Genomic DNA, 18,853 nt, shown 5'->3' on the forward strand with positions numbered 1-18,853 from the left:
GTGACAGCGTTCGGCGGACGTGGCGACAGGGCCTGGGCGGAGGGGCAACCCGGCAGCAGGCAGCCGTCAGTGCCGTGTCACAGGGAGAACTCCCGTATCACCACGTCCCGGAAGACCGCCGTGCCGTCGATCGTGAACAGGGCGAGCCCGGTGTCGATCAGATACGGGAAGACCTCCGAGGAGTGGGTGTAGCGGCCGTCGTCCACGAACATCTCGACGGACGTGCGGTCGACAAGGATGCGCAGCCGCACTCTGCGGGCGGCCGGGTCGAAGGGGCTGTGGCTCTCCTGCCAGCGGCCGGACGCGTCGGGGTTCATGGTGGGGCGGCGGTTGAGGAAGGCGTAGTCGCGGTAGATCCCGGCGTCGACGTGGCGGCTGCCGTCCGCCGAGCGGCGCAGTTGGAGGCCGGCGCCGGTGAGCTGGTCCCAGGTGATCTCGCAGGTCACCTCGTAGGCGGTGCCCTGGTGGTCGAGCACCCGGGTGCCGGAGACCTCCAGGTCGCCGAGGTGCACCGTGCGGGAGACGTGGTCGTCCAGTGCGGCGAGAGGCTGTGAGGCCAGGTAGTACGTCCCGGAGGGGGAGCGTTTCAGCGTGATCTGCCGGACGATCGAGTCGGTGCCGTTGAAGCCGTCGCAGTCGATGGTGGGCGTGATGTTCGCGTAGTCCCAGTTGTTCAGCCAGCCCATCGCGTAGCGGACGGACGGGTCGACGGAACCGTCGCCGCGGTGCCTTTCGAAGGTGACGGCGGCGTACCAGTCCCAGCCGTGGTCGAGCCACTGCGGGTCGTCGGCGTCGGCGGTGAAGGCGGTGCCGTCGAAGGAGCCCGTCCAGTAGGCGTACGTGTTGGGCAGCCCGGCCCCCTTGCCGTTCGCGCTCACGCCGAGCACCCACTTCACGGTGCCGTCGCCGGCGGTGATGCGGAACAGGTCCGGGCACTCCAGGACGCCGATGCCGCCCTTGACGAAGCCACTGACATACGTCCAGGTCTTCAGGTCGGTGGAGTGGTAGAAGCCCACCTTGTCGTTCTCGGCGAGCGTCATCACCCACCGGCCGCGCTCCTCGTCGCGGATCACCTTCGGGTCGCGGAAGTCCCGCACGCCCGGGTTCGGCAGCACCGGACCGGTGCCGTGGTTGCGGAAGGTGCGGCCGCCGTCGGTCGAGTAGTACAGGTACTGCGCCTGTGTCACCTCGTCCGGTGCCATGGTGACGACGACGATCACCGCGCCCGCGCCGAAGCCCGCGGTGTTCTCCGTGTCGACCACCGCCGAACCGGACCAGACGTCGCCGTTGGGGGTGGTGTCCTTCGGTACGGCGATCCCCCGGTCCCGGAAGGTGACCAGGTCGGTCGTGGTGGCCAGGCGCCAGGCCGTGCCCGCGGTGGTTCCCCCGGTGAAATAGTCCGGGTTGTACAGGTAGTAGTAGTGGTATTCGCCGTCGATCCAGACCGGGCGCTGAGGGTCGTTCATCCACTGGTCGGGGACGGTGAAGTGGTACGCGGCGCGGTAGCTCGCGCAGGCGGCGGCTCCTTTCCGGGGCTTCGCGGCGGCCGGGGACGCGGTCGGCAGCAGCGCGGCCGAGGCCCCCGCGGCCGAGCCGGCGAGCAGGGCTCTCCTGGTCATCGCGGGCATCACAGATCGTTCCTCTCGTCGGACGCGGAAGGCGTCGGGAGGCGGCTCATGTGGACCAGGACTTTGCGACCTAACTCGTTAAAGGTCAAGTGGTTCAGGACTATTGACAGGGCCGCGACGGGCTTCCCATCATCTGGGGCATCACTACTCGACTAACACGAGTTAGGCCCGTTGCATGACCGACTCGCATCCCACCCGCCGCACTCTGCTGCGGTACGGCGCCTACGGCGCGGGAGCCGCCGCGCTCGCCGGTACCGCCGCGAGCTGGGACCGGCTCACCGGAGCCGACATCCCCGGCCGCGACGACGGCTCGCTCGTCGTCGCCACGCTCGGCCCCGCCTACGGACCGGAGGCCGTCCGCACGCTCACCGAGGGCTTCAAGCAGGTCCATCCCGACATCAAGCTGCGGATCAACGCCGTTCAGGCGGTCGACTGGTCCGACTTCTTCGCGAAGATCCTCACCCAGATCGCGGCGGGCACGGCCCCCGATCTGGTGTACGTCGCCACCGAGGGCGTCCAGCTGTTCGCGCAGCGCCTCGGAGTCCCGCTGGACGACTGGGTGAAGCGGGACGCCGAGGAGCTGCGCGAGTACTTCGCCGACGTCCACCCCTCCCTGGTGGAGTCGATGATGTACGAGGGCTCCCTGTACCAGCTGCCGGTCGAGTTCAACGCGGCCGACATGTACCTCAACCACCAGGTGCTGGAGCGGGCGGGCGCCGGCTTCCCCGCCGCCGGCTGGACCCGCGACGACTTCACCGCGCTGCTGCGGGACATGAAGCAGGCCAGCGGCTCCCAGTTCACCCCGTACTTCTGGACCAACCGCCTGTGGGGCGGCGTAGTGCCGTGGCTGTTCGCCAACGACACCAATCTGCTGGCCGAGTCCAAGGCACCGGGCGGTGACTGGCTGTGGGACTCCTTCTACCCGGCCGCCGCGCGGGAGGGCCGCGGGGGCGGTTACCGGTGGACGACGCCGCAGGCCACCGACGAGCGCGTGGAGGAGGCGTACGACTACCTCGCATCCCTCGTCCAGGAGGGCCTGTGCACGCGGCCCGAGGGCGGCAACGGGCAGAACCTGATCGGCGTGTTCTCCACCGGCCGGGTCGGCGTCACGCCCGCGGGCGGCTTCTGGGCGGGCGGACTGCACCTGGCCGGGATGAAGGGGAACGCCTTCGACGTGCAGTACTTCCCGCGCTGGCGCACCCAGCGCATGCAGTTCGGCGCCGCAGGCTACGCGCTGTTGCGCACCTCGAAGCGGCAGGAGGAGGCCTGGGAGTTCATCAAGTACGCCGCCCGCAGGGACACCCTGACGCGACTGTTCTCCACCAACCAGACCACCCCGGCACGCCGCTCGATGCTCACCGCGCAGCGCTACCGGGAGACGGGCCCGGAGCACTGGCCGGTCTTCTACGACACCCTCGACAAGTTCCCCGACACCGGGCCGATCCCCGCGCCGCCGCAGGTCGCCGAGGTCGAGCAGGTGCTGCTCAAGCACACCGGTACGGCTCTGGCGTCCCGGCGTTCGGTGGGTCCCGCGCTGCGCCGGATGCAGGGCGATCTGGAGAAGGCCATGGAGCGTGACGTATGACGAACACCCAGATCCCGGCCGTACGGCCGCAGCCGCCGGCCGCGCCACCGGCCCCGGCGCCCCGTCGCTCCGCCCGCGACCGCGGCACCCGCCTGCTGGCCACGCTGTTCCTCGCGCCGACGATCGTCGGCATCGTCGTCTTCACGGTCGTCCCGATCATCGGCTCGGTGGTGCTGAGCCTGTTCCACTGGAACGTCATCGACGATCCGAGCTTCGCCGGCGCGGCCAACTACCGTGAGGTCTTCACCGATTCGACCGTGCTGGTGTCCTTCGGCAACACGCTGGTGTTCATGGTGCTCGCGGTCGCGCTGCAACTGGTGATCGCCCTCGTGCTGGCCCTTGCGGTGAACGGGCGGATGCCGGTGTGGCTGCGGTCGGTGTTCCGGTCGGCGTTCTTCTTCCCGCTGGTGCTGTCCGCGGCGTCGATCTCGGTGGTGATGAAGTACCTGTTCAACCAGGACTTCGGGGTCGTGAACTGGCTGCTCGGGCTGGTCGGGGTCGCCCCGGTGCCCTGGCTGACGTCGGAGAACGCGGCGATGGCCACGGTGATCCTGGTCTACGTCTGGCAGCAGTTCGGGTTCTCGTTCCTGCTGTTCGTCGGCGGCCTCAACAACATCCCCAAGGAGATCCACGAGGCCGCCGCCCTGGACGGCGCGACCGGGCTGCGCAAGCACCTCGGCATCACCCTGCCGCTGTTGTCGCCCACCCTGCTGGTCGCGTCGGTGGTCGGCATCATCAACGCGCTCCAGGTCTTCGAGCAGCCCTACGTCCTCACCAACGGCGGTCCCGGCGACGCCACCCGCACCGTCGTGATGGTCATCTACGAGAGCGCGTTCGAGCAGCTGCGCTTCGGTGCGGCCTCGGCCGTGGGTGTGCTGCTGTTCGTACTGATCATGGCGGTCACCGCCCTCCAGTTCCGGCTCAGCCGGCGTTTCGTCCACTACCAGTGAGCCGGTGACCTTCTCATGAGCCAAGCGACTCTCTCCCTCAGCCGAACCCGGCACTCCCTCGCGCCGTGGGCCCGGATCGCCGGCCTCGCGGTGTGCGCGCTGCTGACGCTGGGCCCGGTCATCTGGACCGTCTCCACGTCCCTGCGCACCCCGGCCGAGGCGTTCGACCTGCCGCCGCGCCTCATCCCGACGAGCCCGTCAGCCGAGGCGTACAGCGGGGTCTTCGACCAGATCGACGTCTGGCTGCTGGCACTCAACTCGACGCTGGTGACGGCGCTGATCGCGGTGGGCCAGATGATCACGGCCGGGCTCGCAGGGTACGCCTTCGCGCGCCTGGAGTTCCGGTTCAAGAAGCCGCTGTTCGGGCTGGTCCTAGCGACCATGATGGTGCCGCTCCAGGTCACGATCGTGCCGGTGTTCCTGGTGCTGAAGTCGATGGGCCTGACCGACACCCTGCTCGGTCTGATCGTCCCGGCCTTCCCGACCGCGTTCGGGACCTTCCTGATGCGCCAGTACTTCCTGGGCATGCCCAAGGACCTGGGCGAGGCGGCGATGCTGGACGGCTGCGGGCCCTGGCGGATCTTCCGGTCCGTGTACGCCCCGCTGGCCGCGCCCGGTCTCGCGATCGTCGGCGTGCTGGCCTTCAACTACCACTGGAACGAGTTCTTCCGCCCACTGATCCTGGAGACCTCGGCCCAGAACTACACGTTGCCGCTGGGCCTGGTCTCGCTCCAGGGCAACCTCGGTACCGGCTCCATCTCGGTGGTGCTCGCCGGTGTCGTGCTGTCCATGATCCCCGCCGTCGCCGTGTTCGTCGTCGGTCAGCGCCCTCTCCGCGAGGGCATCACGTCCGCAGGAGTCAACCGTTGAGCCTCGCAGCTCAGTGCACGGATCCCGGCGCCCCGCGCTTCCGGGTCCGTCCCCCCGCCAACTGGATCAACGACCCTAACGGTCCCTTCCGTTGGCGGGGCCGCCACCACCTCTTCTACCAGCACAATCCCGACGCCCCCGTGCACGCCAACGTCCACTGGGGGCATGTCTCCAGCGCCGACCTGGTCCACTGGGAACACCATCCGATCGCGCTGACCCCGACACCGGGCGGCCCCGACGAGGAGGGCTGCTGGTCGGGCTGTGTGGTCGACGACGACGGTGTGCCGACGGCCGTCTACACCGGCGTCGACCGGCACCACACGGGCCTCGGCTCGATCTGTCTCGCGCGGGCGCTGATGCCTGAGGACGAGACGCTCACCGACTGGCGGCCCCGGCCCACGCCGGTGGTGACGGGCCCGCCGGACGGCCTGGACGTGGTGATGTTCCGCGACCCGTTCGTGTTCCGCAGCGGCGGTCGGCGCTGGGCCCTGGTCGGCGCGGGGCACGCGGACGGCACGCCGTCGGTGCTGCTGTACGACTGCGACGACCTCACCGACTGGCGGTTCGCGGGGGTGCTGCTCGACGGCGACGACCCGGTGGCCGCGCACGCCCTCGGCGACGGGGCGGTGGGCTGGGAGTGCCCGCAACTGCTGCGCACGGCGGACGGCACGTGGGTCCTGGTGCTGTCGCTGTGGGACGGAAACCCCAGCAGCACCGGGTATCTGACGGGCAGTCTGACCCCTTCGGACGACGACGGGTTGCGCTTCGAGGCGCGTGCCGGAGGGAGGCTGGACCACGGCCGTGACTTCTACGCGCCCGCCGTGCTCCAGGAGCCCGACCGGGCGTTGCTGTGGGGCTGGTCCTGGGAGGCCCGGGAGCAGGCCGAGGTCGACCGGGCGGGGTGGGCCGGGGTCCTGACCGCGCCGCGCGTGGTGGACGTGCGTGCCGACGGTTCCCTGCTGGTCGTGCCGGCGCCGGAGCTCGAACTGCTGCGTGCCGACGTGCCGTTCGTGACAGCCGCGGGTCGGCGTGCCGAGCTGCCGGAGGCGTACGACCTGACGGTGACCGCGTCCGGCCGCACCGGCGTGCGGCTGCTGCGGTCCGCCTCGGGTGCCGAGCTGACGGTGCTGCTGGACCCGGACGAGGGCACGGTGACGCTCGACCGGGGCGGCTGGCCGCGCGGCGGGTCCGAGGGTGCGGGGCCGATCGTGGTGCGGGCGCCGGCGAACGAGGTGCGGATCCTCGTGGACGGCTCGCTGTTCGAGCTGTTCGTGGGCGACCGGGCGATGGTCACCGAGCGGGTCTACCGGCGGCCGGACGACGTGGCCGAGCTGCTCGTGACCGGTGCCGGGGCCACGGTCACCGGCTGGGAGCTGGTCCCACCGACGCACGGCTGATCACCGGACAGGCCAGACGCCGTACCGTCGCGGGCGGCGTCCGGCCCGTGTCGATGGCGTCGAGGACCAGGCGGGCTGCGGCGTCGCCCATCGCCCGGTGCGGCAGGGCGACGCTGGTCAGCGGCGGGGTGAGGAAAGCGGCCATGTGTTCCTGGTCGTCGTAGCCGACCACCGAAAGCTCGCCGGGGACGGTGATGCCGAGCCGGGTCGCGGCGTGCAGGACGCCCGCCGCGACCCGGTCGTTGTAGCAGAAGAGCCCGGTGGGGCGCCGGTCGGCGGGGACGCCGTCCAGGACGCGCGTCGCGCCCTCGTACCCGCCGGAGATCTCGCCGCCGGTGCGCACGACCCACTCCTTGGGCACGCTGATCCCCTCGGCGCGCAGTGCGTCGCGGAAGCCGCGCAGGCGGTCGACGGAGGCGAGGTCGTCCTGGCCGCCGACCATGGCGACCCGGCGGTGCCCCGCGTCCAGCAGCAGCCGGGCCGCCGTACGGCCGCCCGCGCGCTCGGCGGGGATGACGGCGGGCAGCGAGTCGTCCTCGGGCAGGCAGTTCGCGAGGACGGAGTGGGTGCGGTGCAGGCCCTCGGGGACGCGGACCCGGCGCAGCGACATGGCGGCGTAGATGATGCCGTCCACACGCCGGTCGAGGAGCTCGGCGACGGCCGCGTCCTCCTTGGCCGGGTCGCCGCCCGAGTCGATGGTCAGCACGAGGTGCTCGCTGTCCCAGGCTGTCTCCATGGCGCCGCGCAGCAGCCGTCCCGCGAACGGCGAGGAGGCGATCTCGTCGGTGACCAGGCCGATCACCGCCGTACGGCGGCGGCGCAGGCCGCGGGCGACCGGGTCGGGCCGGTAGCCGAGCTCGGCGGCGGCACGGCGGATCCGCTCCTGGGTGGCGGGCGAGAGATTGCCCTCGGCGCGGCCGTTGAAGACGAAGGAGACGGCCGTGTGCGACACCCCGGCGAGGCGGGCGACGTCCCGTGACGTCGGACGCCCGGATCCCGTCGCCTGCTTCTCCTCGGTGCCGCCCATCCCGTCGCCCGCCCTCATCCCCCACCCGTCCGGTTGATCAATCCTCACCCTATCCGTGACGCTGGGTGTACGGCACAGTCGAGGGAAGGTCCGACAGTGATCAGCATTCCGCTGCACACGCTCAACGACGGTACGGAGATCCCCGCCATCGGCCTGGGCACCTGGCCGATGGACGACGCCCAGGCGGAACAGGCGGTGGCCGACGCCCTGGATCTGGGATACCGCCTCGTCGACACCGCGACGAACTACCGCAACGAGACGGGCGTCGGCCGGGGCATCGCCGCGAGCGGGGTTCCGCGCGAGGAGGTGGTGGTGACGACGAAGCTCCCGGGCCGGCACCACGGCTACGAGCAGACCCTCGCCTCCTTCGAGGAGTCCCGGCGCCGCCTGGACGTCGCCTACGTCGACCTGTATCTGATCCACTGGCCGCTCCCCCGGGTCGACAAGTACGTCGACTCCTGGCGGGCCATGATCGAGCTCCGCGAGAGCGGCCTGGTCCGGTCGATCGGCGTCTCGAACTTCACGCCCGAGCACATCGAGCGGCTGGAGCGGGAGACGGGCGTCCTGCCGTCCGTGAACCAGATCGAGCTGCACCCGTTGTTCCCTCAGGACGAGCTGCGTGCCTTCCACGAGGGCAAGGGCATCGTCACCGAGAGCTGGAGCCCGCTGGGGCGCGGCACCGACCTCCTCGACGACCCGGTCGTCCGGGGCATCGCCGAGACCCTCAAGGTGACGCCCGGCCAGGTCGTCCTGCGCTGGCACACCCAGCTGGGCGCCCTGCCCATCCCCAAGTCGGCCGACCGGGAACGGCAGCGCGCGAACCTCGACATCTTCGGCTTCGAGCTCGACGCCACGCAGATGGCGGCCGTCGCCGACCGCGCACACCGGCGGCTCGGCGGCGACCCCGAGGTGCACGAGGAATTCTGAGCGACGTGATCAGATCGACGGCAGCGGCTGTTCGGCCCAGATCGTCTTGCCGCTGCCGGTCTGCCGGCTGCCCCAGCGCTTGGTGAGCTGCGCGACGAGCAGCAGTCCGCGGCCGCCCTCGTCGTAGGCGTGGGCCCGGCGCAGATGCGGCGAGGTCGAACTGCCGTCGGACACCTCGCAGATGAGGGTGCGGTCGCGGATCAGCCGGAGCTGGATGGGCGGTGCGCCGTACCGGATGGCGTTGGTGACGAGTTCGCTGACGACGAGTTCGGTGACGAAGGCCGCCTCGTCCATCCCCCACGCGGTCAGCTGGTCCGTGGCCGCCTGCCGGGTGGTCGCCACGTGCTCGGGGTCCGGCGGTACGTCCCAGGTGGCGATGCGGTCGGCGCCCAGGGCCCGGGTGCGGGCCAGCAGCAGGGCCACGTCGTCGCCTGGGTCCTCCGGCAGGACGGCCTTGAGCACGCCGTCGCACAGCGCGTCGAGGGTCTCGGCGGGCGCGGTCAGGGCCCGGCAGAGTTCGGCGGTGGCGTGGTCGATGTCCCGGTCGCGGTCCTCGATGAGACCGTCGGTGTACAGGGCGACCAGGGCGCCCTCCGGCAGTTCGACCTCCATGGCCTCGAAGGGCAGTCCGCCGACCCCGAGGGGCGGACCGGCGTTCATCTCGATGACCTGCGCGGTGCCGTCGGGCAGGACGACGGCCGGCGGCGGATGGCCCGCGGCGGCCAGGCTGAGGCGGCGGGTGACGGGGTCGTAGACGGAGTACAGGCAGGTGGCGCCCAGCTCGGCGACCTCGTCGGAGTCGTCCCCGGCGAGATGGGTGACCAGGTCGTCGAGGTGGGTGAGGAGCTCGTCCGGGGGCAGGTCCACGTCGGCGAGGGTGCGTACGGCCGTGCACAGGCGGCCCATGGTGGCCGACGAGGGGATGCCGTGCCCGACGACGTCGCCGACGACGAGGGCGACCCGGGTGCCGGACAGCGGGATCACGTCGAACCAGTCGCCGCCGATGCCGGCCTGCGATCCGGACGGCCGGTAGCGGTGGGCCACCTCGACGGCCGCCTGTCCGGGCAGTCCCCGGGGCAGCAGGTTGTGCTGGAGGGCCAGCGCGGTGGTGCGTTCGCGGGCGAAGCGGCGGGCGTTGTCGATGCATACGGCGGCCCGGCTCGCGAGTTCCTCCGCGAAGACGGTGTCGTCGGGGCCGTAGTCGTCCGGCTGTCTGATGCGGACGGCCACGGCGACGCCCAGCGTGGTGCCGCGGGCCCGCAGCGGCACCGCCATCATCGAGTGGGCGCCGACGCGGTGCCGCCGGCCGGCCGGGCCGCGGGCGTTGCGTTCCGCGATCCACCGCATGAACGCGGGCTCGCCGGCCTGGCTCTGGATCACGCGGCCTTCCAGGATCGCGCGGGCCGGCGGTGAGAACGGCGGGTAGACGTCCACCTCGCCCAGGTGGACGGCCGCCTCCGGGGTGCCCTCGGTGCCGGAGCCGTGGGCGACCCGGCGCAGGGCGATGTCGGTGCCGGTGAGCGCCGGGGGCTCCTCCGCGTCCAGGACCCAGTCGAAGAGGTCCACGCTGGCGAAGTCGGCGAACCGGGGCACGACGATCCCGACCATCTCCTCGGCGGTGCGCACGACGTCGAGGGTCGTGCCGATCGCGGCGGCGGCCTCGTTCAGCAGGGCCAGCCGCTCCCGCGCCCAGTACTGGTCGGAGCTGTCGAACGCCGCGAGCGCCGTGCCCACGATGTCACCGGCGGCGTCCCGCACCGGCCACATCTCGATGCTCCAGGCGTGGTCCCGGTTCAGGGCCGGGGCGCCGGTGAAGCTCTCGTAGCGGACCGGTCTGCCCGTCTCGGCGACCTGGCGCAGATGCCAGTGGAAACCGCGGCTGTGCCGGGCGTCCTCCACGGTCTCCGGGAAGTGCCGGCCGATCAGGACGTCCTCGGAGACGCCCATGACCTGGCAGGCGACGTCGTTGAGCCGGAGGTAGCGCTGCTCGGTGTCGAAGACCGACATCGACATGGACGCCTGCTGGAAGGCCTCCTGCCCCAGGTCCGGCTCCCGTGCCTCCGGCGGTTCACCGGTGATCATGAAGCCGTCGGCGGTGCCGTCCGCGCCGAGCACGGGGTGTGCGCGCACGGTCAGGGGCACCTGTGAGCCGTCGCGGTGGCGCAGGACGACTCGGCCGGTGAGCGCGGCCACGGCCTGGGGCGCCGGTTCCTCGGCGAGCAGGTCCCGAGCGGGCCGCCCCACGACCTCCTCGGCGGTGTGGCCGGTCAGCCGCCGGGCACCTTCGCTCCACCCCTTCACCACACCCTGGGCATCGAGGATCGCCGCGGCGGAGACGCGCTCCATGTCGTCCAGCATGAGTCCTCCGCCGGACCGCATCAACCGCGCCGCCCGGCGCCTGAGCCGTACCGCTCAGACGCCGGCGCCCACCGCGTGTGACTGTGCGGTCACTTGCGCAGTACGGCGAGGGCCCGGTCGGCGTGGGTGTTCATCCGCAGTTCGCTGCGCACGACCTCCAGGACCGTGCGGTCCTGCCCGATGACGAAGGTGACCCTCTTGGTGGGGGCCAGCGAGAACCCGCGCGTCACCCCGAACCGCTCCCGGACCGCGCCGTCCGCGTCGGACAGCAGCGGCATGCCGAGAGTGTGGCGGGAGGCGAACTCCTGCTGCCGTTCGACGGCGTCCCCGCTGATGCCCACGGGCCGGGCACCGACCGCGGCGAACTCGGCGGCGAGATCACGGAAGTGGCAGGCCTCCGCGGTACAGCCGGCGGTGAGGGCGGCCGGGTAGAAGAAGAGCACCACCGGGCCCTCGGCGAGCAACTCGTCGAGGCTGCGCTCGGTGCCGGTCTCGTCCGGCAGGGCGAAGTCCTCGACCTTGTCGCCGACCTTCAGCTGTGCGCTCATGCCTGTCCCTCCGCGTTCCTGGCGACGCCGCGTGCCCACAGCACGAGCGGGATCTGCAACGGCAGCCGTCCGAAGGCGACGGCCTTCTCCTGCGCGGGGCGGTCGCGCCAGTCGACGGCCATCTTCACGTTCGCCGGGAACACCCCGACGAAGAAGGCCGCGGCGGCGAGCGCGGCGGGCTTGCGGGTGCGCGGCAGTGCCAGTCCGGCAGCGAGCGCGAGCTCGGCGACGCCACTGGCGTACGTCCATGACCGGGGCGACCCGGGCAGGGAGCGCGGCACGAGGGCGTCGAACTGGCGGGGGACGGCGAAGTGGGCGACCCCTGCCGTGGCCAGCAGGCCGGCGAGCAGCAGGGGTGAGCGTTGGGACCGGGGCACGGATCCTCCTTGGATGGCCTGCCGCCGGATGCTACCGGAGGGTAGGTCTCCGTTCGCCATCCGCCCTGTCCGCTCATCGGCCCTGCTACGCGCGGCGGTTGTGCGTTCCGGGCGTGTATCCGAAGGAGCGGCGGAAGACGTCGATGAAGGCGCTGGCGGAGGACCAGCCGCAGCGGTGGGCGACGGTGGTGACGGGTGTGTCCTCGGCGAGCAGCCGCAGTGCGTGGTAGAGGCGTGACTGGGTGCGCCATTGCGGGAAGGTCATGCCGAACTCGTGGCGGAAGAGCCGGCTGAGGGTGCGTTCGCCGGCCCCGGTCGCGGCGCCCAGTGCGGCGAGGGTGCGCGGGTCGGCGGGGTCTGCGTGGACGAGTGCGCAGACGGCGGCCAGGCGCGGATCCGTCGGGGTGGGCAGCCGCAGGGGCTGCTGGGGCGAGGCGCGCAGCTGGTCGCGCAGGACGGCGAGCAGGCGTCGGCGCTCCGGGCTGTCGTCGTCGGGGTCGCGGGTGTAGGCGAGGATCAGCTCGCGCAGCAGCGGGCCGACCGCGAGGACGGTGGGGGCGTCCAGGCCGAGCGGGTTGTCGTCGGAGGGCAGGCCGACCAGGTACAGGTCGAGGTGGCCGTGGGCACGGTGGGCGTGCGCGGTGCCGGCGGGTACCCAGATGGCACGGTTGCCCGGCGCGAACCAGGTGCCGGCGTCGGTCGTGACGGCCAGGACGCCGGAGCCCGCGTAGACGATCTGGTGGTCGTCGTGCCGATGCGCGTCGATGCGTTCCCCGGCGCTGAGGACCTTGGCGCGGGTGGGCGCGGTCGGTGTGTGGCGGATGTTCGACACACTTCGGCAGATTATCGGAAGCGGGCCAGGAGCGGGCACGGCGAAGATCGCAGGGTGTCCGAGAAACGCAATCGAGCCATCACGCTGATGTCCCTGGGCCATGCCTGTGTGGACGTGTACCAGGGCGCCGTCGCCGCCCTCGTCCCCTTCTTCGTCGCCGAGCGGGCCTACAGCTATGCCGCCGCCTCGGGCGTCGTACTCGCCGCCTCCCTGCTGTCGTCGGTGGTGCAGCCGCTGTTCGGGGCGCTCACCGACCGCCGTCCGATGCCCTGGCTGCTGCCGTTGAGCGCGCTGACAGGCGGTGCCGGAGTCGCGCTGAGCGGCGTCACGGACTCCTACGCGCTCACGCTGGCGGTGGTGGCCGTATCCGGGATCGGGGTCGCGGCGTACCACCCGGAGGCGGCCCGCTCGGCCCGCGCCGCGTCCCGGGGCAGCCATACGGCCATGGGCTGGTTCTCCCTCGGCGGCAACGTCGGCTTCGCCCTGGCACCGCTCCTGGTGGCGGCGGTGGTCGCCACCGGCGGACTGGACGCCTCTCCCCTGCTGCTCGTCCCGGCGATCGCGGGCGCGGCCCTGTGCGCGGCTGCGGTGCGCTCGACAGGGAGTCGCGCCGCGGTCACGTCAAGGGCCGAGGCTTCCGGGACGGACGACTGGCGGTCGTTCCTACGGCTGTCGGGCGCCATCGTGTGCCGCTCGATCGTGTTCGTCGGCCTGAGCGCGTTCGTCTCGCTGTACGTCCGTCAGCGGACCGGCGGCGGGGACGTGGCCGGCACGACCGCGCTGTTCGTGCTCTACGCGGGCGGGGCCGTCGGCACGGTTGCCGGGGGCCGGCTCGCCGAGCGCTACGGGCGCCTCACGGTCGTCCGCCGCGCGTACACGCTGTCCGTCCTCGCGGTCGCCGGGGTCGTCCTCGTGCCGGGCCCGGCGGTGTACCTGTTCGTCGCGCTCACGTCGGCCGGCCTGTACGTCCCGTTCTCACTGCACGTCACACTGGGCCAGGACTACCTCCCCCGCCGGATCGGCACCGCGAGCGGCGTCACGCTGGGCCTGGCCGTGAGCGTGGGCGGCCTCGCGGCCCCGGCGATCGGCGCCTTGGCCGACACCACATCGCTTCGCACGGCACTGATCCCACTCATAGCCCTGCCCGCACTGGGCCGACTACTCCTGACGGGCCTACGGGAGCCGACCCCGCCCGGACCGAACCACCACGAGCCGAGCAAGGTCACCAACAGCTCGACAACCCCCCAGGGGCGCGGGGAACCGCGCGACCAGCCACGGCGGCGCCGCACACGACCCACGACACGTCAGACGGCCCCAGCCGACTGCTGCTCGCCGTCGTCGTCGATCGCATGCGCCAGAAAGTCGTCGACCATGCGATGAAAGAGCGTGGCCAACTGCCGCAGCTCCTCCGGCGTCCAGTCGGCCAACGCCAGCTGCATACCGCGGGCCCCCGCGTCCCGAACCCGGACGACGGCCCGGCGCCCGGACTCGGTCAGCTCGATCCGCTGGGCCCGTCGGTCCTCAGGATCCGGAACACGGGTGACGTACCCGGTCCTCTGCAACTGCTGCACCGTACGCGTGACATGCGAGGCCTCCACACCCAACCGCGCGGCCAACTCCCCCGGCCGCAACGGCTCCGAGTCGGCGACCTGACGCAGCAGCGCCACGGCCGCCCGGTCCAGCGGCACCCCGGCCAGGGCCATCAGCCGCTCGTGCTGCCGGGCACGCGTACTCAGATAGGTGATCCGGGTGAGCGCACGCTCGATCTCGACCACTTCCGAGGCCGCGGGGCTTTCGGGGAGTTCGGGGAGCGGTGTGGTGGACATGCATTCCACTTTACCATCTCATTGCGTAACTCAATTAATTTGCGACCGCATCGATCTGCACCGCCTCCCGCCACCTCATCCCCGTGACGATGGCCTGGCGCCACAGGCGGAGCTGCCTCGGCGGCACCCCCACCGCGAGCGCCCCGGAAACCCGGTCCCCGGTGCGGTACACGGCGACGAACCGGCGCTCGGCCACATCGCCCTCCACCACGGCCACTTCGTCGTGCCCGCGCAGATACCCGTACGCCTGGATCTTCATGTCGTACTGGTCGGACCAGAAATACGGCACCGGCGCGAACGGCTTGCGCGCCTCGGGGCGCAGCAGGTTGCGGGCGGCGGCCATGCCCTGCTCGGCGGCGTTGGTGCGGTGCTCGATCCGCATCGAGCGGCCGAACAGCGGGTTGAACCAGCGGGCGACGTCCCCGGCGGCATAGACATCGCGTGCGGCCTCGCAGTACTGGTCGCAGACGACGCCGTCGCCGACGGTGAGCCCGCTGTCGGCCAGCCAGTCGGTGTTGGGCAGTGCGCCGACGGCGGTCAACACCTCGTCGGCCGCGACGAGTTCACCGTCGGCCAGCCGCACCCCGTGCCCGGTCACCTCGGTCACGGTGACTCCGCAACGCAGATCCACGCCCCGTTCCCGATGGGCGTCCGCCAGCATCTCGCCGACCCGCGCGCCGACGGCATGGGCGAGCGGCACGGGGGCGGGTTCGAGGAGCGTCACCTCGCAGCCCAGCCGTCGGGCCACGGCGGCGGCCTCGGCCCCGAGGAACCCGGCGCCGACCACGACGAGTCTCCTGCCCGGCGCCAGCCGGTCCCGCAGCCGCACCGCGTCGTCCAGGGTGCGCAGCACATGCCCGCCCGCCCCGGGCAGCCGGCGCGGACGCACCCCGGTGGCGATGATCAGGCCGTCGTACGGCACCGCGGAGCCGTCGCCCAGGTCCACCTCGGCATCGGCGAGACGCAGGCTCGTCGCGGGAACGCCGAGCCGCAGGTCGAGGTCGAGTCCGGCGAGGTCGTCAGGGGTGCGCAGGTCCAGCCGCCCGGGTTCCCACTCGCCGGCCAGCAACTGCTTCGACAGGGGAGGGCGGTCGTAGGGCGCGAGCGGTTCGTCGCCGACGAGGGTGAGAGTGCCGTCGTGGCCCTCACGGCGGAGCGTCTCGGCCGCCGCGAGTCCGGCGGCCGAGGCACCCACGACGACGATCCGCCTCACTGGTCGACCAGCCGGATCGCGGCTGCCGGGCAGAGCGCCACGGCTTCCCGGACGCCGTCCAGGTGTGCGTCGGCGGGCCGCTCGTCGAGCAGGACCGCGATGCCGTCGTCGTCCTGGTCGAACACGTCCATCGCGGCGAGCACGCACTGCCCGGACGCGACGCACTTGTCGGCCTCCAGCTCCACCTTCATGATTCGGTTTCCTTTCCTCGGACGTGGGTGTGGTTCGTGGTGCGCGGGCGAGGAACGGTCACCAGGAGACGGGCAGTTCGTGGACGCCGTAGATGAACGCGTCGGTCTTGAAGCGGACGTCCCGCAGGTCGCCGGCGAGCCTCAGCGTCGGGATGCGCTTGTAGAGGGTGCCGTAGACGACCTGGAGTTCCATGCGGGCCAGTGGCTGGCCCAGGCACTGGTGGACGCCGAAGCCGAAGGCGACGTGGCGGCGGGCGTCGCGGGTGATGTCGAGGCGGTCGGGGTCGGCGAAGACCTCGGGGTCACGGTTGCCGATCTCGTTGACCATGATGACGCCCTCGCCGGCCTTGATCAGCCGGCCGGCGATCTCGATGTCCTCGGTCACCGCCCGGCGCCGGCCGAGGTGGGTGATGTGCAGGTAGCGCAGGAGTTCCTCGACCGCGGAGGCGACGAGTCCCGGGTCTTCGGACTCGCGCAGGAGGGCGAGTTGGTCGGGGTGCTGGAGGAGGGCCAGGGTGCCGAGGGCGATCATGTTCGCGGTGGTCTCGTGGCCGGCGATCAACAGGAGCAGAGCCATCTCCGTCGCCTGCAGGTGGGTGAGTTCGCCGGCGGTGACGCGGCCCGCGATGCTCGACAGCAGATCGTCCTTCGGCTCGGCGATCCGCCTGCCCACGACTCCGGCGAGGTAGCCGGCGACCTCACGGCTCGCCGCGCCGCGCTCCTCGGGCGTGGCGGTCGTACGGACCATGGTCCTGGTGTGTTCCTGGAAGAAGTCGTGCTCCTCGTAGGGCACGCCCAGCAGTTCGCAGATGACCAGTGAAGGGATCGGCAGGGCGAACGCGTCCACGAGGTCGACCGGGGCGGGGCCGGCCAGCATGTCGTCGATCAGGCCGTCCACGATGCGCTGCACGGCGGGGCGCAGCGCCTCGACCTTCTTCACGGCGAACGGCGCGGTGACCATCCGGCGCAGCCGGGCGTGCTCCGGGTCGTCCATCATGATGAAGCTGAGCTTGCCCTCGCCGGCCTCGGGACTGGCTTTGGTCGGGTAGCCCGGCCGGTCGGTGTCGGCGCTGACGCGCGGGTCGCCCAGCAGGGCGCGCTGCTCGGCGTACCGGGTCACGAGCCATGACTCGCTGCCGTCCCACAGCCGCACCTTGGCGAGCGGGCCCTCCCGCTGAAGGTCCTTCAGCGCGGGCGGCGGGTCGAAGGGGCAGCGGGACTGCCTGGGCATGGGGAACTCGGGAACGGCGTCCGGTGCCTCGGACGTGCGACCGGTGAGGGTGTCGGCCATGGTTCACCTCTGCTGTGGGGGGGCGTCGATGAGCACATGCAAACAGAGGGGGCTGACGCCTTCCGGTCAGTTTCCTGACAAGGGGCTGACGTGGCCCGGATCACACGATCGCCGCCTGCTCTCAGACAGCGGCGTCGGATCCGCCCAGCCAGTAGCCGAAGCCGCGGCGGGTGTGGATCAGTGCCGGGTCGTCCCGGTCCACCTTGCGGCGCAACCGGGAGACCAGCTGCTCGATGGCGTTGTCGCCGCGGTGGTCGCCCCAGACGTGGCGGCCGATCTGCTCCTTCGACAGCACGCAGTGCCTGTTGACCAGGAGATGGCGCAGCAGCCGGTACTCCGCGGGCGTCAGGTCGAGCACCCGTGTCCCCCGTCGCGCCCGGCAGACGGTGTCGTCCAGGACGAGGTCGCCGTGGTGCAGTGGATTACCCCTGGGCCGGCCGGGGCGGGCGACGCGCAGCAGGACCTGGATCCGGGCGAGGACCTCGGCGATCCGGAAAGGCTTGGTCACGTAGTCCCGTGTCCCCGGGCCGAGTTCGGGCACGAGCCGGCCCAGGGACTCGCACTCGGTGAGCAGCAGGACGGGCGGGCGGTACGGCAGTTCGGGCCGGCGCTCCCGGTCGAAGTCTCCCTGGTCCGGTACGTCGGTGTCGAAGACGACCAGGTCGAAGCGCCGCTCGACGACGCGTGCGACGGCCTCGGCGCCGGTGCCGGTGAGACTGATCCGGTAGCCGGCCAACTCCAGTGTGGTGGTGAGGAGTTCGGCGATGTCGGGGTCGCCGGCGACGACCAGGACGTGCTGGCCGGCGCCGCGTGCCAGGCGCTCCGCCGGCGGTGCCGCGACGGGGCGTTCATCGTCTGCGGGCCGGTGGGGGCCGGTCGCGCGGTTCCCCGCGTCCCTTGGGGGCGCCGCCGAACCGGTGTTCATAACCTGCCCCGTCCGCCGAAGGTCGATTTCACGGTCGTGCGCCCGGCGTCACGGGCGCCAGCCACATGCCGACGACGGCGTCGGTGAGGCCCGTCGCGGCGTCGTCCCAGGTCGCCCTGGGCGTCGGGGTGTGCTCGGCGAGGGCGCGTTCGCGCTCGGCGGCCACGTGGACGATCAGATGGCGGACCATCTCGCCGCGTTCGGCGCGGACCTCGGCCGGGAGGTCGGGCAGGCACCGGTTGAGGCCGTCGATGATCGTCTGCAGGGACGGAGAGGTGAGGGCCTCCTCGACCATGATCCGGTGCAGCGCGGGGTCGGCGACGACCTGGGCGCAGAACCGCGCGTACCAGGTGGGGCTGCCGAGCGCGGCGAGGTGTTCGAGGGAGGGCCGGACCAGGCAGTCCACCCAGCCGCGCACCTCGTCCGGGTCGGTCAGGTCGGCGACCAGCCGGGCGCGGATCTCCTCGATGCGCGTCGAGTGCCGGCGGACGATGGCGCGGACGAGGTCGGTCTTGGTGCCGAAGTGGTAGCCGACCGCGGTGTTGTTGCCCTGCCCGGCGGCCTCGCTGACCTGACGGTTGGACACGGCGTACACCCCGTGTTCGGCGAAGAGCCGCTCGGCCGCGGTCAGGAGCAGCTCCCGGGTCGCGCCCGCCTGTTCCTCCCGCAGTGTCCTGCCTGCCATGATTCACCACCGCACCGGGACTGCGCACCGCACCTCGGCGGCCAGTCCCTCGAGCCGCCGCGGTTTCACCTCCGTACAATCTAAGTCAATTGATTGAACAGGACGTGAGCCGGGGCGTGGGCATGGTGGAGCGGGCTGCACCTGTTGCCCGGGTGCTCGTGCCCCCGGGCGCGCGACGGTCCATCTCCTGGTCGCGGCCGCGATGGCCTTCGGGATGTACCTC

The 18,853-nt window shown here is 71.8% G+C and carries 18 protein-coding genes; 6 read left to right on the plus strand and 12 right to left on the minus strand.

Going from position 1 to position 18,853, the window contains the following annotated elements; all coding sequences use genetic code 11:
* Positions 1–77: 77 nt before the first annotated feature.
* Positions 78–1,628, minus strand: coding sequence for a glycoside hydrolase family 32 protein (locus PGH47_RS02315; protein WP_271661971.1), 1,551 nt, complete (start codon positions 1,626–1,628; stop codon positions 78–80).
* A gap of 175 nt (positions 1,629–1,803) precedes the next feature.
* Here PGH47_RS02315 and PGH47_RS02320 point away from each other — a divergent pair, with 175 nt between their 5' ends.
* The 4 genes from PGH47_RS02320 to PGH47_RS02335 are packed head-to-tail and all read left to right on the plus strand — an operon-like array spanning position 1,804 to position 6,430.
* A complete protein-coding gene (locus PGH47_RS02320; RefSeq protein WP_271661972.1) occupies positions 1,804–3,213 on the plus strand; it encodes an extracellular solute-binding protein in 1,410 nt (469 codons plus the stop codon).
* Positions 3,210–4,163 carry a carbohydrate ABC transporter permease gene (locus tag PGH47_RS02325; protein WP_271661973.1) on the plus strand — a complete coding sequence of 318 codons (954 nt, stop codon included), beginning with the start codon at positions 3,210–3,212 and terminating at the stop codon, positions 4,161–4,163. The genes PGH47_RS02320 and PGH47_RS02325 overlap by 4 nt, the downstream gene beginning before the upstream one ends.
* Before the next feature lie 15 nt (positions 4,164–4,178).
* Positions 4,179–5,033, plus strand: a complete 855-nt coding sequence (locus PGH47_RS02330) for a carbohydrate ABC transporter permease (protein ID WP_271661974.1) — start codon at positions 4,179–4,181, stop codon at positions 5,031–5,033.
* On the plus strand, positions 5,030–6,430 hold the full coding sequence (locus PGH47_RS02335) for a glycoside hydrolase family 32 protein (RefSeq protein ID WP_271661975.1): 1,401 nt from the start codon (positions 5,030–5,032) through the stop codon (positions 6,428–6,430). The genes PGH47_RS02330 and PGH47_RS02335 overlap by 4 nt, the downstream gene beginning before the upstream one ends.
* Here the strand turns inward: PGH47_RS02335 and PGH47_RS02340 are convergent.
* Positions 6,393–7,457 carry a LacI family DNA-binding transcriptional regulator gene (locus PGH47_RS02340; RefSeq protein WP_271667957.1) on the minus strand — a complete coding sequence of 355 codons (1,065 nt, stop codon included), beginning with the start codon at positions 7,455–7,457 and terminating at the stop codon, positions 6,393–6,395. The two genes, PGH47_RS02335 and PGH47_RS02340, sit on opposite strands and share 38 nt — an antisense overlap.
* A gap of 96 nt (positions 7,458–7,553) precedes the next feature.
* Here PGH47_RS02340 and PGH47_RS02345 point away from each other — a divergent pair, with 96 nt between their 5' ends.
* Positions 7,554–8,384 carry an aldo/keto reductase gene (locus PGH47_RS02345; protein ID WP_271661976.1) on the plus strand — a complete coding sequence of 277 codons (831 nt, stop codon included), beginning with the start codon at positions 7,554–7,556 and terminating at the stop codon, positions 8,382–8,384.
* A 9-nt stretch (positions 8,385–8,393) separates the two neighbouring features.
* Here PGH47_RS02345 and PGH47_RS02350 read toward each other — a convergent pair whose 3' ends face one another.
* The 4 genes from PGH47_RS02350 to PGH47_RS02365 form a co-directional block, all read right to left on the minus strand.
* Positions 8,394–10,730: a SpoIIE family protein phosphatase gene (locus tag PGH47_RS02350; RefSeq protein ID WP_271667958.1), complete on the minus strand. Its 2,337-nt coding sequence runs from the start codon at positions 10,728–10,730 to the stop codon at positions 8,394–8,396.
* A gap of 101 nt (positions 10,731–10,831) precedes the next feature.
* A complete protein-coding gene (locus tag PGH47_RS02355) occupies positions 10,832–11,290 on the minus strand; it encodes a peroxiredoxin (RefSeq protein WP_271661977.1) in 459 nt (152 codons plus the stop codon).
* Positions 11,287–11,667, minus strand: a complete 381-nt coding sequence (locus PGH47_RS02360; protein ID WP_271661978.1) for a DoxX family protein — start codon at positions 11,665–11,667, stop codon at positions 11,287–11,289. The genes PGH47_RS02355 and PGH47_RS02360 overlap by 4 nt, the downstream gene beginning before the upstream one ends.
* Before the next feature lie 85 nt (positions 11,668–11,752).
* Complete coding sequence (locus PGH47_RS02365) at positions 11,753–12,499, minus strand: AraC family transcriptional regulator (protein WP_271661979.1); 747 nt, start codon at positions 12,497–12,499, stop codon at positions 11,753–11,755.
* A gap of 87 nt (positions 12,500–12,586) precedes the next feature.
* On the opposite strand from PGH47_RS02365, the gene PGH47_RS02370 reads away from it, so the two are divergent.
* Positions 12,587–13,879 carry an MFS transporter gene (locus PGH47_RS02370; RefSeq protein WP_271667959.1) on the plus strand — a complete coding sequence of 431 codons (1,293 nt, stop codon included), beginning with the start codon at positions 12,587–12,589 and terminating at the stop codon, positions 13,877–13,879.
* Here PGH47_RS02370 and PGH47_RS02375 read toward each other — a convergent pair.
* From PGH47_RS02375 to PGH47_RS02400, 6 genes are all read right to left on the minus strand, one after another.
* Positions 13,804–14,325 carry a MarR family winged helix-turn-helix transcriptional regulator gene (locus tag PGH47_RS02375; protein WP_271661980.1) on the minus strand — a complete coding sequence of 174 codons (522 nt, stop codon included), beginning with the start codon at positions 14,323–14,325 and terminating at the stop codon, positions 13,804–13,806. The two genes, PGH47_RS02370 and PGH47_RS02375, sit on opposite strands and share 76 nt — an antisense overlap.
* A gap of 34 nt (positions 14,326–14,359) precedes the next feature.
* Positions 14,360–15,538 carry an NAD(P)/FAD-dependent oxidoreductase gene (locus PGH47_RS02380; RefSeq protein ID WP_271661981.1) on the minus strand — a complete coding sequence of 393 codons (1,179 nt, stop codon included), beginning with the start codon at positions 15,536–15,538 and terminating at the stop codon, positions 14,360–14,362.
* On the minus strand, positions 15,535–15,729 hold the full coding sequence (locus tag PGH47_RS02385; protein WP_271661982.1) for a ferredoxin: 195 nt from the start codon (positions 15,727–15,729) through the stop codon (positions 15,535–15,537). The genes PGH47_RS02380 and PGH47_RS02385 overlap by 4 nt, the downstream gene beginning before the upstream one ends.
* Before the next feature lie 58 nt (positions 15,730–15,787).
* Positions 15,788–17,020: a cytochrome P450 gene (locus tag PGH47_RS02390; protein WP_271661983.1), complete on the minus strand. Its 1,233-nt coding sequence runs from the start codon at positions 17,018–17,020 to the stop codon at positions 15,788–15,790.
* A 121-nt stretch (positions 17,021–17,141) separates the two neighbouring features.
* Positions 17,142–17,945 (minus strand): response regulator transcription factor, encoded by an 804-nt coding sequence (locus PGH47_RS02395; protein WP_271661984.1) that lies wholly within the window; start codon positions 17,943–17,945, stop codon positions 17,142–17,144.
* A gap of 28 nt (positions 17,946–17,973) precedes the next feature.
* Positions 17,974–18,630, minus strand: coding sequence for a TetR/AcrR family transcriptional regulator (locus PGH47_RS02400; RefSeq protein WP_107910136.1), 657 nt, complete (start codon positions 18,628–18,630; stop codon positions 17,974–17,976).
* Positions 18,631–18,853 lie beyond the last annotated feature (223 nt).

Origin of the sequence: Streptomyces sp. HUAS 31, assembly GCF_028198125.1 — a bacterium.
In the GTDB taxonomy this organism is placed as follows: Bacteria; Actinomycetota; Actinomycetes; order Streptomycetales; family Streptomycetaceae; genus Streptomyces; species Streptomyces chartreusis.